The organism is Kitasatospora sp. NPDC005748 (assembly GCF_040630735.1).
GTDB lineage: Bacteria > Actinomycetota > Actinomycetes > Streptomycetales > Streptomycetaceae > Kitasatospora.
The window spans coordinates 47,902-62,723 of the sequence record NZ_JBEXYD010000013.1; the positions used below are offsets into that span (position 1 = coordinate 47,902).

At 71.8% G+C, this 14,822-nt stretch carries 12 protein-coding genes; 8 read left to right on the top strand and 4 right to left on the bottom strand.

What is annotated here, in order from left to right; all coding sequences use genetic code 11:
• Positions 1–131 precede the first annotated feature (131 nt).
• Positions 132–464, top strand: coding sequence for a DUF3817 domain-containing protein (locus tag ABZ495_RS13145; protein WP_329489643.1), 333 nt, complete (start codon positions 132–134; stop codon positions 462–464).
• 104 nt (positions 465–568) lie between these two features.
• On the opposite strand, the gene ABZ495_RS13150 is transcribed toward ABZ495_RS13145, so the two are convergent.
• Both ABZ495_RS13150 and ABZ495_RS13155 read right to left on the bottom strand, forming a co-directional pair.
• Positions 569–2,182, bottom strand: a complete 1,614-nt coding sequence (locus ABZ495_RS13150) for a M4 family metallopeptidase (RefSeq protein WP_359835719.1) — start codon at positions 2,180–2,182, stop codon at positions 569–571.
• 430 nt (positions 2,183–2,612) lie between these two features.
• Positions 2,613–4,253: a M4 family metallopeptidase gene (locus ABZ495_RS13155; RefSeq protein WP_359835721.1), complete on the bottom strand. Its 1,641-nt coding sequence runs from the start codon at positions 4,251–4,253 to the stop codon at positions 2,613–2,615.
• Positions 4,254–4,752: 499 nt separating this feature from the next.
• Between ABZ495_RS13155 and ABZ495_RS13160 the strand changes: the two genes are divergently transcribed.
• From ABZ495_RS13160 to ABZ495_RS13170, 3 genes are all read left to right on the top strand, one after another.
• Positions 4,753–5,280, top strand: a complete 528-nt coding sequence (locus tag ABZ495_RS13160; RefSeq protein WP_329489646.1) for a MarR family transcriptional regulator — start codon at positions 4,753–4,755, stop codon at positions 5,278–5,280.
• A 101-nt stretch (positions 5,281–5,381) separates the two neighbouring features.
• Positions 5,382–5,720 (top strand): DUF3817 domain-containing protein, encoded by a 339-nt coding sequence (locus ABZ495_RS13165; protein WP_359835723.1) that lies wholly within the window; start codon positions 5,382–5,384, stop codon positions 5,718–5,720.
• A 254-nt stretch (positions 5,721–5,974) separates the two neighbouring features.
• Positions 5,975–7,660 carry a methylmalonyl-CoA mutase family protein gene (locus tag ABZ495_RS13170; RefSeq protein WP_329489648.1) on the top strand — a complete coding sequence of 562 codons (1,686 nt, stop codon included), beginning with the start codon at positions 5,975–5,977 and terminating at the stop codon, positions 7,658–7,660.
• 70 nt (positions 7,661–7,730) lie between these two features.
• On the opposite strand, the gene ABZ495_RS13175 is transcribed toward ABZ495_RS13170, so the two are convergent.
• Positions 7,731–8,291, bottom strand: coding sequence for a TetR/AcrR family transcriptional regulator (locus ABZ495_RS13175; RefSeq protein WP_359835780.1), 561 nt, complete (start codon positions 8,289–8,291; stop codon positions 7,731–7,733).
• A gap of 502 nt (positions 8,292–8,793) precedes the next feature.
• Between ABZ495_RS13175 and ABZ495_RS13180 the strand changes: the two genes are divergently transcribed.
• From ABZ495_RS13180 to ABZ495_RS13195, 4 genes are all read left to right on the top strand, one after another.
• Entirely contained in the window at positions 8,794–9,789 is a 996-nt protein-coding gene (locus ABZ495_RS13180; RefSeq protein WP_329489650.1) for a tetratricopeptide repeat protein, read from the top strand.
• A 698-nt stretch (positions 9,790–10,487) separates the two neighbouring features.
• Complete coding sequence (locus tag ABZ495_RS13185) at positions 10,488–11,153, top strand: DUF6230 family protein (protein WP_329489651.1); 666 nt, start codon at positions 10,488–10,490, stop codon at positions 11,151–11,153.
• 131 nt (positions 11,154–11,284) lie between these two features.
• Positions 11,285–11,911, top strand: a complete 627-nt coding sequence (locus tag ABZ495_RS13190; protein ID WP_329489652.1) for a DUF6114 domain-containing protein — start codon at positions 11,285–11,287, stop codon at positions 11,909–11,911.
• Positions 11,908–13,302 carry a hypothetical protein gene (locus ABZ495_RS13195; RefSeq protein ID WP_359835725.1) on the top strand — a complete coding sequence of 465 codons (1,395 nt, stop codon included), beginning with the start codon at positions 11,908–11,910 and terminating at the stop codon, positions 13,300–13,302. Before ABZ495_RS13190 ends, ABZ495_RS13195 begins: the two co-directional genes overlap by 4 nt.
• 75 nt (positions 13,303–13,377) lie before the next feature.
• Here the strand turns inward: ABZ495_RS13195 and pyk are convergent, their stop codons facing one another.
• Entirely contained in the window at positions 13,378–14,805 is a 1,428-nt protein-coding gene (gene pyk, locus ABZ495_RS13200) for a pyruvate kinase (RefSeq protein WP_329489654.1), read from the bottom strand.
• Positions 14,806–14,822: the final 17 nt, after the last annotated feature.

Sequence of the window (14,822 nt, forward strand, 5' to 3'; positions counted from 1 at the left end):
CCTGCGTGTCCGCCGCCGGACCCCGGGCCCGTCGGCGCCGCACCCCGGGAGCGGGGTCGGACATGTGCTCGGTGATAATGGCGGGGATGCTTGTGAGCCGGTTCACAAGCGATCTTCGACTCCTGACTGAGGTGCCCATCGTGAACAGCAGTGCCGTCCACCGCCTGCGTCTGGTCTCCGGCCCCGAGGGCCTCTCGTTCCTCCTGCTGCTGGTCTGCTCGGTGCTCAAGCGCACCACCAGCTTCGACGCGGTGCCGGTGATGGGCATGATCCACGGGATCCTGTTCGTCCTGTACGTGGTGTTCTGGATCATGGCCTGGCAGGCGCAGAAGTGGGACGCCAAGCGCGGCATCCTGCTGTTCGTCCTCTCGGTGCTGCCCACCGGCGGCTTCTTCGCCGAGCGGACCCTCGCCAAGGAGGAGCGCGGCGAGCTCGCACCCGCCCGCGAGCCCGCCACCGCCTGATCGCCGCCCGAACGACCGCGGGCAGGCCGACAGGCTGCCGGGGCCTCCTCTCCCAGTGGGCCCCGGCAGCCTGTCGCCGTTTCCAGGTGTGGTTCCGGTGGTGACTAGTTGACGTTCACCGCGCTCCAGGCCGCGGCCACCGCCGCGTACTGGGTGCTGGTGGTGCCGTAGAGGTCACCGGCCGCCTTCAGGGTCGCCGTGCGGGCGGCCTTGTAGTTGGTGGTGGAGGTGAAGTAGACGGTCAGCGCGCGGTACCAGATCGCGGCGGCCTTGTCCCGGCCGATGCCGGTGACGGTGGAGCCGTTGGAGGTGGGGCTGTTGTAGCTGACGCCGTTGATGGTCTTGGCGCCGCTGCCCTCGGCCAGCAGGTAGAAGAAGTGGTTGGCCACGCCGGAGGAGTAGTGGACGTCCACGTTGCCGACCCCGGAGTACCAGGAGTCCTTGGACGCGCCGTCCTTCGAGGGCTTGTCCATGTAGCGCAGCGGGGTGCCGTTGCCGTTCAGGTTGAGCCGCTCGCCGATCAGGTAGTCCGGCACGTCCGAGGGCAGGTTGGCGTACCACTCGACCATGGTGCCGAAGATGTCCGAGGTGGCCTCGTTGAGGCCGCCGGACTCGCCGGAGTAGACCAGCCCGGCGGTGGCGGAGGTGACGCCGTGGGTCATCTCGTGGCCGGCCACGTCGATGGCGGTCAGCGGGTGGGTGTTGCCCGAGCCGTCGCCGTACGTCATGCAGAAGCAGGAGTCGTTCCAGAACGCGTTGACGTAGTTGGAGCCGTAGTGCACCCGGCTGCTCGCGCCGACGCCGTTGTTCTTGATGCCGCTGCGGCCGAAGGTGTTCTTGTAGTAGTCCCAGGTCGCGCCGGCGCCGTACTGGGCGTCCACCGCCGCCGACTGGGTGTTGGAGGCGAGCCCGTTGCCCCAGACGTTGTCCGCGTCGGTGTACAGCGCGTTCCCGCTGGCGGCGTTGCCCGTCCACTGGTTGCCGCGGGAGGCGTCCTTGAGCTGGTAGGTCGAGCCGCTCTGGGTGGTGGTCAGCGGGACGCTGCCGACGAAGACGCCCTTGCCGCTGCCGTTCGCGGTCTGGAACTCCTCGTGCGTGGAGAGCACCTCGCCGGTGGCCGCGTCGGTGACCAGCCGCTGGCTGCTCGGCGTGCCGTCGGCCCGCTCGCCCTTGACGACGGTCTGGTACGCCAGTCGCGGGTTGCCGTCGGCGGCCCAGACCACCAGGGTGGCCGTGCCCGCGCCGTCGACCCGGCTGATCGCCGACTCGTCCTTGTCCGCGGCGATGCCGACGGTGGCCCGGACGGCGCCGAGCGCCTGGGCGCCGGCCTTGTCGGCGGAGAGCGCCGGGGTGAGGCTCGGCAGCGAGAGCTGCCCGCCGAACGCCCGGTCCACCGAGGTGATCGCGCCGTTGGCCTTCTGGTGCACCACCAGGTCGCCGCCGAGGACCGGCAGGCCGCCCAGGGTCCGCTCGTAGCGCAGGTGACGGGTGCCGTTGGCGTCCACCACGGCGTCCTTGGCGACCAGCCGCTCCTGGCTGCCGAGCGCGAGCGCCTGCGCCACCGGCGCGGCCTCGCTGCCGGCCAGCGAGATCAGCGCGTCGTGCTGCTGCACCACCGAGGGCGCGGCGGCCTGGGCGGGGGCGGCGGCGACCTGGATGGCGCCGGCGAGCAGGGCGGTGGCGGAGAGTACGGCTCCGGCTGTCAGCTTTCGCTTCACGTACGGGGTTCCTTCCACGAAACCGCGTGTGCGCGGTCACGCCGCGTACCGGGGCGCCGGGGTTGGCGCCGTGGGGCGGTAGGGCGCTGACGTGCTGCTCCCGTGCGGTTCCGACGGCCGGTCGGTGGGTGGGGCGACAGCCGTCGAACGGGGCTTTGGTCAGAAGCATGACAAGCGCAGGTCGTGAAAGGACAGGGCGCCGCCGGCGATTGGCCAGGTCTCGCCAGCCGTCGGGTACGGGTGGTTCCGGTGTGCCGGGTGACCGGTTCGGGGCGTTTCGTCCCGCTGGCGGGATCCCGCCAGCGGCCGCCCTTGTCGCCCGCCGCGGCCCTTGCTACGGCGCCGCTCCGGCCCTCCCCGGCCCGGCGCGGACGCGCGAACGCCCGGGGCCTCCCCTCCCAGTGAGGCCCCGGGCGCTGTCGAGCGGACGTCAGCTGACGTTGACGCCGCTCCAGGCCGCGGCCACCGCCGCGTACTGGGTGCTGGTGGTGCCGTAGAGGTCACCGGCCGCCTTCAGGGTCGCCGTGCGGGCGGCCTTGTAGTTGGTGGTGGAGGTGAAGTAGACGGTCAGCGCGCGGTACCAGATCGCGGCGGCCTTGTCCCGGCCGATGCCGGTGACGGTGGAGCCGTTGGAGGTCGGGCTGTTGTAGCTGACGCCGTTGATGGTCTTGGCGCCGCTGCCCTCGGCCAGCAGGTAGAAGAAGTGGTTGGCCACCCCGGAGGAGTAGTGGACGTCCAGGTTGCCCACGCCGGAGGACCAGGAGTCGGCCGAGCCGCCGTCCTTGGAGGGCTTGTCCATGTAGCGCAGCGGCGTCCCGTCGCCGTTGATGTCGATCTCCTCGCCGATCAGGTAGTCCGGCTTGTCGGTCGCGAGGTTGGCGGAGAACTCGACCATGGTGCCGAAGATGTCCGAGGTGGCCTCGTTGAGGCCGCCGGACTCGCCCGAGTAGTTGAGCCCCGCGGTGGCGGAGGTGACGCCGTGCGTCATCTCGTGGCCGGCCACGTCGATCTCGGTCAGCGGGTGGGTGTTGGCGTCACCGTCGCCGTACGTCATGCAGAAGCAGGAGTCGTCCCAGAACGCGTTGACGTAGTTCTTGCCGTAGTGGACCCGGCTGGTGGCGCCGACGCCGTTGTTCTTGATGCCGTTGCGGCCGAACGCGTTCTTGTAGAAGTCCCAGGTGGCCGCCGCGCCGAACTGCGCGTCCACCGCCGCCGACTGGGTGTTGGAGGCGAGGCCGGTGCCCCAGGCGTTGTCCGCGTCGGTGTACAGCGTGCCCGAGCCGGAGGTGCGGCCCTTGAGGTCGCTGGTGGACTGGTTGCCGCGGGAGGCGTCCTTGAGCTGGTAGGTCGAGCCGCTCTGGGTGGTGGTCAGCGGGACGCTGCCGACGAAGACGCCCTTGCCGGTGCCGGTCGCGGTCTGCACCTGCTCGTGGGTGGAGAGCACCTCGCCGGTGGCCGCGTCGGTGACCAGCAGCTGGCTGCTCGGCGTGGAGTCGGCGCGCAGGCCCTGGACGACCGTCTGGTACGCCAGTCGCGGCTTGCCGTCGGCGGCCCAGACCACGAGCTTGGCGGTGCCGGCCTGGCGCACCTCCCGCAGCGGCGACTCGTCCTTGTCGGCGGCGATGCCGACGGTCGACTGGACCGCGCCGGAGGCCTGCGCGGCGGCCTTGTCGGCCGGGATCTGCGGGGTGAGGCTCGGCAGGTCGATGGTCGCGGCGACGGCCTTGTCCACGGCCTCGACCGAGCCGTTCGCGGCCTCGTGCACCACCAGGTCGCCGCCGAGGACGGGCAGGCCGGCGAAGGTGCGCTCGAAGCGGAGGTGGCGGGTGCCGTCGGCGTCCACCACGGCGTCCTTGGCGACCAGTTGCTCCTGGCCGCCCAGGGCCAGGGCCTGCGCCAGCGGGCCGGTCTGACCGCTCGCCAGGGCGATCGCCGCCTCGCGCTGCTGCGCGGCCTGCGCCTGCGCGGCGGGGGTCGGGGCGGCCTGGGCGGCGGTGGTGCCCACCTGGATGACGCCGGTGAGGAGGGCGGTGGCGGAGAGTACGGCGCCGGCTGCGAGCTTTCGCTTCACGTACAGGTCCTTCCAGGGAAACCGCGGATGTGCGGTTGCGCCGCGTCCCGGGGTGCCGGGGTTGGCACCTGAGGGGCGGGACGGGCGCTGACGTGCTCCTGCTCCGTGCGGTCGAGCGGCGGTGCCACCGGTGAGTGGGGCGGTGGCTGCCGAACGGGGCTGGGCGAAAGCATGACAATCCAACAAGTGAAATGACAGGTCTTGTTCATCGATTGGCCAGGTCTCGCCAGCCCGGCGGAAGGTAAACGGGGCGACAAATCCGGTCGAACCACCCCGCCTTGCAGCGGGTTACCGCCCGAACCGAGGCCTGACTACGGGCCGAACGCCGGATCGGCGGCCAACGGGCGGCCGGCGGCGGGCGATTGGCGGTGGTTCACACCCCCGCAATGTGCTGGTACGGACCTGTGCGTCCCACTGGCGTGATCCCGCCACGTGTCGCGCTTGTCCACCATCAGGACGCCTGGTAACACCCTGGCCACCCGCCGGTACGGTAAGGGGCGTGGCCAAGCCCCTCGCACTCGACTTCGACCCGATCGCCCGCGCCGACGAGCTCTGGACCCGCCGCTGGGGCGGAGTCCCCTCGATGGCGGCGATCACCTCGATCATGCGCGCCCACCAGATCCTGCTCGCGCGGGTGGACGCCGTGCTCAAGCCGTACGGGCTGACGTTCGCCCGGTACGAGGCGCTGGTGCTGCTCACCTTCAGCCGGACCGGGGAGCTCTCGCTGTCCAAGATCGGCGAGCGGCTGATGGTCCACCCGACCAGCGTGACCAACACCGTCGACCGCCTGGAGCGGGCCGGCCTGGTCGGCCGCCGGCCGAACCCGCTGGACGGCCGCGGGGTGCTCGCGGCGATCACCGCCCGCGGCCGTGAGGTCGTGGAGGAGGCCACCCGGGAGTTGATGGCGATGGAGTTCGGCCTGGAGGAGTACGGCCCCGACCAGTGCCGTCAGGTGTTCGACCTGCTGAGGCCGCTGCGGGTGGCCGCCGGGGACTTCACCGAGCCGGGCGCGGAGCCCGCGGAGTAGGGCGCTGCACGGCCCACCCGTAAGCGGCGGCTACCCTCGTGGGGAGCGGTGCGCGGATCCGGGCGTACCGGCCCATTCCGGCGAGCGAGGCGATGAAGAGTATGAAGGCGAACCCCCTGCTGGGCTGGTACCGGGCCCTGGCCATTGCGACCGGTGTGGCCCTGCTCGTGTTCTGCGGTTTCATGGTCGCGAAGTACGGCTTCGACACGGCCGAGGACCTGACCACCTACGTCGCGATGCTGCACGGCTACCTCTACGTCGGGTACTTCGTGGTGACCTTCCTGCTCGGCCAGAAGCTCAAGTGGCCGCTGGGCCGGATGCTCCTCACGCTGGCCGCCGGCTGCATCCCGTTCGCCTCCTTCGTCGCCGAGCGCCGGGTGGTCCGCGAGGCCGGCGAGCGGCTCCCCGCCGACGCCGCCCGGCAGGCCGCCGGCGTCTGAGCCACGCGCCGTCCACCGCGCCTTCGAGGGCGCCCCTCCCCGCGCCGGGGAGGGGCGCCCTTCGTTTTCCGGAGCCGCGAACCGGCCCTTCTCGTGCCCGAACCGGCCCTTTTCGGCGTTTTCCGGCGCGTTCGCCCCCGGCCGGGCCCCGGCTCCATCGACAATTACTAGGACGTCCGAGTAAATTGATAGGACGTCCTAACAGTTGTGCCGTCCACGTGCCGTGGCGGCCGTACGGAGCGGAGTTCGGGGTCATGGACGCCGAGGAGATCGAGCGCGGACGGCAGCGCTGGCAGCAGCGGTACGACAGCTCCCGCAAGCGGGACGCGGACTTCACCACCCTCTCCGGTGACGAGGTCGAGCCGGTCTACGGCCCGCCCGCGGGCCAGCCGGTCGAGGGCTTCGAGCGGATCGGCTGGCCCGGCGAGTACCCGTACACCCGGGGGCTGCACGCCACCGGCTACCGGGGGCGGACGTGGACCATCCGCCAGTTCGCCGGCTTCGGCAACGCCGAGCAGACCAACGAGCGCTACCGGATGATCCTGGACTCGGGCGGCGGCGGCCTCTCGGTCGCCTTCGACATGCCCACCCTGATGGGGTACGACTCCGACGACCCCAAGTCGCTCGGCGAGGTCGGCCACTGCGGCGTGGCGATCGACTCGGCCGCCGACATGGAGGTCCTCTTCAAGGGGATCCCGCTCGGCGACGTCACCACCTCGATGACCATCAGCGGCCCGGCCGTCCCGGTCTTCTGCATGTACCTGGTCGCCGCCGAGCGCCAGGGCGTCGACCCGGCGGTGCTCAACGGCACCCTGCAGACGGACATCTTCAAGGAGTACATCGCGCAGAAGGAGTGGCTCTTCGCGCCCGAGCCGCACCTGCGCCTGATCGGCGACCTGATGGCCTACTGCGCCGAGGGCATTCCGGCGTACAAGCCGCTCTCGGTCTCCGGCTACCACATCCGCGAGGCCGGCTCGACGGCCGCGCAGGAGCTGGCGTACACGCTGGCGGACGGCTTCGCCTACGTCGAACTCGGCCTCTCCCGGGGTCTGGACGTGGACGTCTTCGCGCCCGGCCTCTCCTTCTTCTTCGACGCGCACCTCGACTTCTTCGAGGAGATCGCCAAGTTCCGCGCCGCGCGCCGGATCTGGGCCCGCTGGATGCGCGACCGCTTCGGCGCCCGGACGGACAAGGCGCAGTGGCTGCGCTTCCACACCCAGACCGCCGGGGTCTCGCTGACCGCCCAGCAGCCGTACAACAACGTGGTCCGCACCGCGGTCGAGGCCCTCTCGGCGGTGCTCGGCGGCACCAACTCGCTGCACACCAACGCGCTGGACGAGACCCTGGCGCTGCCCTCGGAGCAGGCCGCCGAGATCGCCCTGCGCACCCAGCAGGTGCTGATGGAGGAGACCGGCATCACCAACGTGGCCGACCCGCTGGGCGGTTCCTGGTACGTCGAGGCGCTCACCGACCGGATCGAGGAGCAGGCCGAGGCGATCTTCCAGCGGATCCTGGACAAGGGCCGCGAGGACCACGAGATCGGCCCGATCACCTCCGGCATCCTGCGCGGGATCGAGGACGGCTTCTTCACCGGCGAGATCGCCGAGGCGGCCTTCCAGTACCAGCAGGGCGTCGAGAAGGGCGAGAAGCGGGTCGTCGGCGTCAACTGCCACCCGCGCAGCGTCACCCCCGAGCTGGAGATCCTCCGGGTCAGCCACGAGGTCGAGCGCGAGCAGGTGCGCGTGCTGGCCGCGCGCAAGGCCGGCCGGGACGAGGCGGCGGTGCGGGCCGGGCTGGACGCGATGCTGGCGGCGGCCCGCTCGGGCGCGTCGATGATCCCGCCGATGCTGGACGCCGTCCGGGCCGAGGCGACCCTGGGCGAGATCTGCAACGCGCTGCGCGACGAGTGGGGCATCTACCGGGAGACGGCCTCCTTCTGACGAACGGGGCAGCCCCCTGGACGCCGAGAACCGCCCCGCGCGACTGCGCGGGGCGGTTCTCGGCGTCCGCTCAGCCGGTGAGGAGCCGCGGGAACGGTCCGAGCAGCAGCTCGGTGAAGCGGCGGATCCACTCGGCGGTGATCGGCTCGCCGCTGACCAGCACCCGGTGCTCGACCGTCCCGGCGATGATGTCGAAGATGATGTCGATCTCCTCGGCGGCCGCCGCCGGGTCGCCGTCCGGGGCGAGTTCGCCGCGCGCCTGGGCGGCGGCCCGGCCCTGGCGGACCAGGCGCTTCTGCGGGTCCACGATCGCCTCCCGGATCCGCCGCCGCAGCTGCCGGTCCCGGGTGCCCTCGGCGAACAGCGCGAGCAGCGCGGCCTGCGTCTCCGGGCGGACCAGCAGACCGGCGAACTGGGCCACCACGGCCTCGATGTCGGCCCGGAGGCTGCCGAGGTCGTGCATCACCAGCTCGTCGAAGAGGCTCGCGACGGCGTCCACCACCAGCTCGTTCTTGGAGGGCCAGCGGCGGTACAGGGTGGTCTTGGCGACCTTGGCGCGGGTGGCCACGTGGCCCATGGTCAGCCCGCCCCAGCCGAGTTCGGCCAGTGCCTCGCGGGTGGCGTCGAGGATGGCGGTGTCGGCGGCCGCGCTGCGCGGGCGGCCCTTGGCCCGGGCGGTGGTGCTCTCGGCGCCGTCCGGGGCCTGTGGGGGGTCTTCACGGCCCGCCGGGCACGCCGGGGTCGCGGGGGGCTGGGGGGCCGGCACCGGGCCTCCTTGCGATGTACTGGTAAGTAACATGGGTGGGGCAGGTAACGGTAGCGACTGTTCCCCGTCGGGGTCAGCGGATGCGGGCGGGAAAGTGGGGCAGCTCACGTCCCGGGACGCCGGGATGGGGTTGCGGCGGGGGGCCTCGGTCCAGTTACGCTACGACTCGTAGCGAAAGCAGTGACGACCAGGCGCCGTGACCCCGTGGGACGGGGACGGCGAGGGCGCGGATGGGGATCCGCGCCGAACGGTTCAGGTTACCGGGGGACGGGCCGTCCACCTGGGGAATCGCCGCCGCGCAGCCCGCGCGGTGCGACTTTCCGGAGGTTGGTGCCCGTCAGCGGCGCGGACGGGGGAGGATAGTGCCATGCAGCCACGGAATTCGCGTCTCAACAGCTCCGCCCTGCGCGGTGCGGTCGACCTCGCCGCAGTGAAGGCAGCCGGCGAGGCCGCCCAGAAGGCCGAGCAGGCCAGGGCCGAGCGGGCCCGCCAGGCGGCGGCCGCCGAGGCGGCCGGGGTCGCCCCGGCCCAGCCCGCGTACCCGCTCGTCATCGATGTCACCGAGGACACCTTCGAGACCGAGGTCGTCCAGCGCTCCACCGAAGTGCCGGTGGTCATCGACTTCTGGGCCGAGTGGTGCGGTCCGTGCAAGCAGCTCAGCCCGATGCTGGAGCGGCTGGCCGAGGAGTACGCCGGCCGGATCGTGCTCGCCAAGATCGACGTCGAGGCCAACCAGCTGCTCACCCAGCAGTTCGGCATCCAGGGCGTCCCGGCCGTGATGGCCGTGGTGGCCGGCCAGCTGGTGCCGCTGTTCCAGGGCGCCGAGAGCGAGGCCAACGTCCGCAAGGTGCTGGACCAGCTGATCCTGGTGGCCGAGCAGCGCTTCGGCGTGGTCGGCGGGGCCGGGGCACCGGCCGAGGCGTCGGGCGAGGCCGAGACGTACCTGCCGGAGGACCCGGCCCTGGCGGCCGCGCACGAGGCGCTGGACCGGGGGGACCTCGGCGGCGCCGTCCAGGCGTACCGGAACGTGCTGGCCGACGAGCCGGGCAACACCGAGGCCCGGCTCGGCCTGGCACAGGCGGAGCTGCTGCGCCGGGTGGAGGGCCTGGACCTGGCGGGCGTCCGCGCGGCGGCCGCGGCCGACCCGAAGGACGTCGCGGCCCAGCTGGACGCGGCCGACCTGGACCTGGTGGGCGGTCACGTCGAGGACGCCTTCGGGCGCCTGGTGGCCACCGTCGGGCGGACCTTCGGCGAGGACCGGGACACCGTCCGGCTCCGGCTGCTGGAGCTGTTCGAGGTGATCGGCACCGACGACCCGAGAGTGACGGCGGCGCGCGGCGCGCTGGCCCGCGTGCTGTTCTGAGGACCGTCCAACGGCCGGTTCTGGCACGGCGGATGACCTGCGGTGTCGCTGACGATTTGGCGACAATCCGGTCATCGGTCCAGAGGTTTACCAAATCTTGACAACACCCGTGGGCGGTCACTTCAGGTGACCGCCCACGGGTGTTTCGCTGGTGTTTCCGGCGGATTTCGTCCTCACCGTTCCTTCAATTCATCACTCTGGGTGTGCGGGCGGCCATTTCCATGATCGCCGCCGTCCGATGTTGGATTACCCGTCAGTAATGAACCCCTTGTGCTTCGCCCGGGATTCAAGCAGCATCGGCGACGCCCGGTCCCAGCGTTCAGCCCCCCGACAGCCGGTCGGTGGGCGGAGCCAGGGATCCCCACCGGGTGAGCCGCCGGCCGAGGCCGGCGGTGGGAGGGCAGGGGGGTATCCGCGGTCCCACGGCGGTTCCTGTCCTTCGAACCGGCCGCGCGGCCCGCGCGGTCGCTGGTTGTCGCTCGGGGGTGATCGCCGATGTCGTCGGTCCTGCCCGCCGCCCCGCAAGGGCGGTCGGTGAAGGGACGGGAGTGCCGCTGTGTGCCGGCCGCTCCCGCGTCCGACGACGCCAACGGCGCTCTCCGCTACCGAGGACGTAGCTCTCTCCCATCCCAGGCCCCCACCGGTGCGCGACGCACCGCCGGGGAGCCGGAGATGTACGTCCTAGAAGGAGGACTCGCATGTCCCAGACCTACGGCAAGACCCGCTGGAAGCGCTTCGCCCTGGTGATGGTGCCCAGCCTCGCGGCCACCGCCGCGGTGGGCGTCGCACTGGCGAACAACGCGCTTGCGGCTTCGTTCAGCGTCTCCGGCCAGAGCTTCAAGGTCACCACGGCCGAGCTGCACGGCTCCAACTTCGCGCAGTTCGGCTCGATCGACGCGGAGACCAACGGCACGCCGCACCCGGTGGCCATCTCGGCGTTCGACTCGGCCACCATCAAGAGCCTCTGCCAGTCCGTGGTGACCGACCCCAACGTCATCCCCGGCCTGCCGTGGAAGCTGCCGAAGATCACCCTGCGCCTGGAGGCCGGCCAGAGTGACGACCCGGCGAAGCAGGTCACTGCCAAGAACCTGCTGATCGACCTGGAGCAGCTGAACGCGGACGCCGAGTTCACCAACATCAACATCGGCCAGGACGCGTCCACCCTGAAGGGCACCGCCACCCAGGGCTGGAAGTCCAAGCTCGGTACCGGCCTGCCCTCCGGCGCCACGGGCTTCGCCCAGGCCGCCGACAAGGCCGACCTGTCCAACGTGCAGCAGACCGCCTGGGCCACCTCGGCCGGCACCTTCAAGCTCCAGGGCCTGAAGCTCAACCTGCACACCGACGGCGGGCACGAGTGCTACTAGGCCGTTGAGCGGCGGCGGGCCCCGGCCCGCCGCCGACCGCGGTACCCGGGGGGTCGGGGGCGGTGCGTGCGCCGTCCCGGGCCCTCCCCCTCCCGTTTTTCGCCTCGTTCACACCATCGAGGAGCTGCATCGTGTCCAGCGCCCTTGCCGAGTTCCGGCCCGCCGAGCACGAGAACCCCGCCCAGTGGGTGCGTCGGGTGTTCCGTAACTTCCGCCGGTCCCGGCCGTTCTACGGCGGCTTGCTGGCCATGATCGCCGGCGTCCCGATCATGTACTTCCCGTACGCCAAGCTGGCGTTGAACGGCATGACCGTCACCATGGCGACCACGGCCGGTGCCGGGTCATTGATCATCGGGGTCCTGCTGATCGTGCTGGGCCTGACCGCCTGGTTCCAGCCGGCCGTCCGGTTCTTCGCCGGCATCGCCACCACGCTGCTGACCCTGATCTCGATCCCGGTCTCCAACCTCTCCGGTTTCGGCATGGCGCTGCTGCCCGGTCTGATCGGCGGCGGGCTGATGCTCTCCTGGGCGCCGAACCCGGCCGCGCCGACGACCGAGGCGGTCGCCGCCGGCGCCGGCGGCGCCAAGACCCTGCCGTCGACGGCGTCCGAGGAGCCCGGCACCGCGGAGTTCGCCGCCGAGGAGCCCGCCACCGCGCCGCTGCCGGCCGTCCCCGCGCAGGCCGCCCCGGCCGACGGCGGTACCGCCGGGGCCGGCGTCCCGTCGCAGCACACCGGTGACCAGAAGGAGGCACGGTGAGCGGGTCCCAGGAGCCGCGGGCGGAGCAGCGCTCCGGGCGGCACGCGGCGCCCCGCACGCCCGTCCGGGTCCGGCTCAGAGGCCGCGCGCTGGCGATGGCCGCGGTGCCGACCGCGCTGCTGATGGCCGCCGCCTACACGCCGAACGCCGCGATCGCCGAGACCTCGGCGGGCAAGCCCTGCGCCACCGCGCCGGACACCGCGCCGCCGGTGGTGGCGGAGACCCCGGTGCCCAAGAGCGAGCTGCCCCCGCCGCTGCCCGGTCCGTCGGTACCGCTCCCGGAGAGCCCGGCGACCACCCCGGCGGGCACGCCGACCGGTGCGCCGACCAGCGCGCCGACCGGTGCTCCGACGAGCACGCCCACCACGGTGCCCGGCACCCCGGCCCCCTCGTCCTCGCCGGCCTCGGCCCCGGTCCGGTCCGCGACCACCGGCGGGTCCGGCGGCGGCGTCGTCCAGGCCGGGCTGATCGACGACATCGTCGGTGGGATCACCAACCTGATCCACCCGAGCGCGTCGGCGAGCCCGTCCGCCTCCGCCACCACGGCCGCTCCGGCGCCGACCCAGGCCCCGGTGACCGCGCCCGCCGCGGGCAACCGCGCGGTGGCCCCGGCCGCCGCCACCCAGGCGCCCGCCGCGCCCGCGCCGTCCGCCGCCACGACGCCCCCGGCCGCCGGGTCGGGGACGCCGAGCCCGGCGGCCACCACGCCGGGCGCCAAGGCGAGCACGCCGGGTGCCAAGGCGAGCGGCAAGCCGTCCGCGGGTGCGAAGGCCACCGGGTCGGCCACGCCGTCGGGCCCGGCCACGCCGTCCGCCTCGGGCACGCCGAGCAAGGACCCGAACTGCCTGGTCCCGATGAAGGGCCTGGCCGCCGGGGAGAAGACGGACAACGCGATCCTCGTCCCGGACCAGAACTGGACCCTGCAGACCAGCCGGCTGACCCTCAACCACGCCGTCCTGATGGGCGTGGTCAAGGTCCAGACGCCGACCGGCACCAAGCGGGTGCTGAAGTTCGTGGTCGACAGCGTGGACATCGAGAACCTCGACATGTCGACCCTTGAGGGCAACGGCAAGACCTTCCACGTCAAGGGCGCCCCCGGCTCGGTCTCCACGATGCGCAAGGGCCCGGTCACCATGTACGTGGAGAAGCTCTCCGGCCACCTGTCCAAGGTGCTCGGCCTGCCGATCCCGATCGACCTGGGCGAGCTCACGTTGACCCCGGACGGGCCGCTGCCGCAGTGGCTGTACGACCTGATCGGCAAGCTCGAACTGCCGCTCTGGCTGGAGATGACCGGTGTCACCGCGGTCCAGTCCGGCCAGTTCGGCGGCACGCTGAAGATCCCCGGCATGCAGCTCTACAACGACGACAAGCCGTACGTCGGCAACCAGTAGCGGCGGCGAGAACGCCCGTGGGGCGGCCCCTCCGACGAGGAGGGACCGCCCCACGGGCGTGTTCGCGGGCGGGTGCTACGCGCTCCGGGTGCCCAGGTGGTGCACCTGGACCATGTTGGTGTTGCCGGGGACGCCGGGGGGCGAGCCGGCGGTGACGATGACGGTGTCGCCCTCGTCCAGCTGGCCGATCTTGAGCATCTCGCGGTCGACCTGGGCCACCATCTCGTCGGTGGAGCCGACCTGCTCGGTGACGTGCGCCTCGACGCCCCAGCTCAGCGAGAGCTGGTTGCGGGTGGCGTTGTCCGGGGTGAACGCGATCACCGGGATCGGCGAGCGGTAGCGGGAGAGCCGGCGCGCGGTGTCACCGGACTTGGTGAACGCGACCAGCGCCTTGCCGTTGAGGAAGTCGCCCAGCTCGCACGCGGCGCGGGCGATCGAACCGCCCTGGGTGCGCGGCTTGCGGCCCGGGTTCAGCGGCTGGAGGCCCTGCGAGAGCAGCTCCTCCTCGGCCTTCTCGGCGATCCTGCTCATGGTGCGGACCGTCTCGACCGGGTACTTGCCGACGCTGGACTCGGCGGAGAGCATGACCGCGTCGGTGCCGTCCAGGATCGCGTTGGCGACGTCGGAGACCTCGGCGCGGGTCGGCCGCGAGGCGTGGATCATCGACTCCATCATCTGGGTCGCGACGATCACCGGCTTGGCGTTGCGGCGGGCCAGCGTGATGAGCCGCTTCTGGACCAGCGGCACCCGCTCCAGCGGGTACTCGACGGCCAGGTCGCCACGGGCGACCATGATGGCGTCGAAGGCGAGGACGATCTCCTCCATGGCCTCGACGGCCTGCGGCTTCTCGATCTTGGCGATGACCGGCACCCGGATGCCGACCGCGTCCATGACCTCGTGGACGTCCTTGATGTCGTCCGCGTTGCGGACGAAGGAGAGGGCGACCATGTCGACGCCCAGCTCCAGGGCGAAGCGCAGGTCGTCCTTGTCCTTCTCGGACAGCGCGGGCACGTTCACGGCCGTGCCGGGCAGGTTGATGCCCTTGTTGTTCGAGAGCACACCGCCCTCGACGACCACGGTCTTCACCTGCGGGCCGTCGACGCTGACGACCTCCAGGGCGATGACGCCGTCGTTGATCAGGATCGGGTCGCCGGGCTTCACGTCGCCCGGCAGGCCCTTGTAGGTGGTCCCGCAGATGTGCTGGTCACCGGGGACGTCCTCGGTGGTGATGATGAACTCGTCACCGTTGTCGACGGTCACCGGACCGTTGGCGAAGGTGGCCAGACGGATCTTGGGGCCCTGGAGGTCGGCAAGGACGCCGATGGCCTTGCCGGTGTCCTCCGAGACCTGGCGGACCTTGTGGTACCGCTCCTCGTGGTCCGCGTGGGTGCCGTGGCTCATGTTCAGTCGGGCGACGTTCATGCCCGCCTCGACGATGGCCTTCAGCTGTTCGTAGGAGTCCGTCGCCGGACCCAGGGTGCAGACAATTTTCGCTCGGCGCATATGGATCAGTCTATCCG

What these genes read in the sequence shown, in the direction of transcription:
- ABZ495_RS13165 (WP_359835723.1), top strand. Translation starts at nt 5,382, where the DNA reads ATGAAGGCGAACCCCCTGCTGGGCTGGTACCGGGCCCTGGCCATTGCG.
- ABZ495_RS13170 (WP_329489648.1), top strand. Translation starts at nt 5,975, where the DNA reads ATGGACGCCGAGGAGATCGAGCGCGGACGGCAGCGCTGGCAGCAGCGG.
- ABZ495_RS13180 (WP_329489650.1), top strand. Translation starts at nt 8,794, where the DNA reads ATGCAGCCACGGAATTCGCGTCTCAACAGCTCCGCCCTGCGCGGTGCG.
- ABZ495_RS13185 (WP_329489651.1), top strand. Translation starts at nt 10,488, where the DNA reads ATGTCCCAGACCTACGGCAAGACCCGCTGGAAGCGCTTCGCCCTGGTG.
- pyk (WP_329489654.1), bottom strand. Translation starts at nt 14,805, where the DNA reads ATGCGCCGAGCGAAAATTGTCTGCACCCTGGGTCCGGCGACGGACTCC.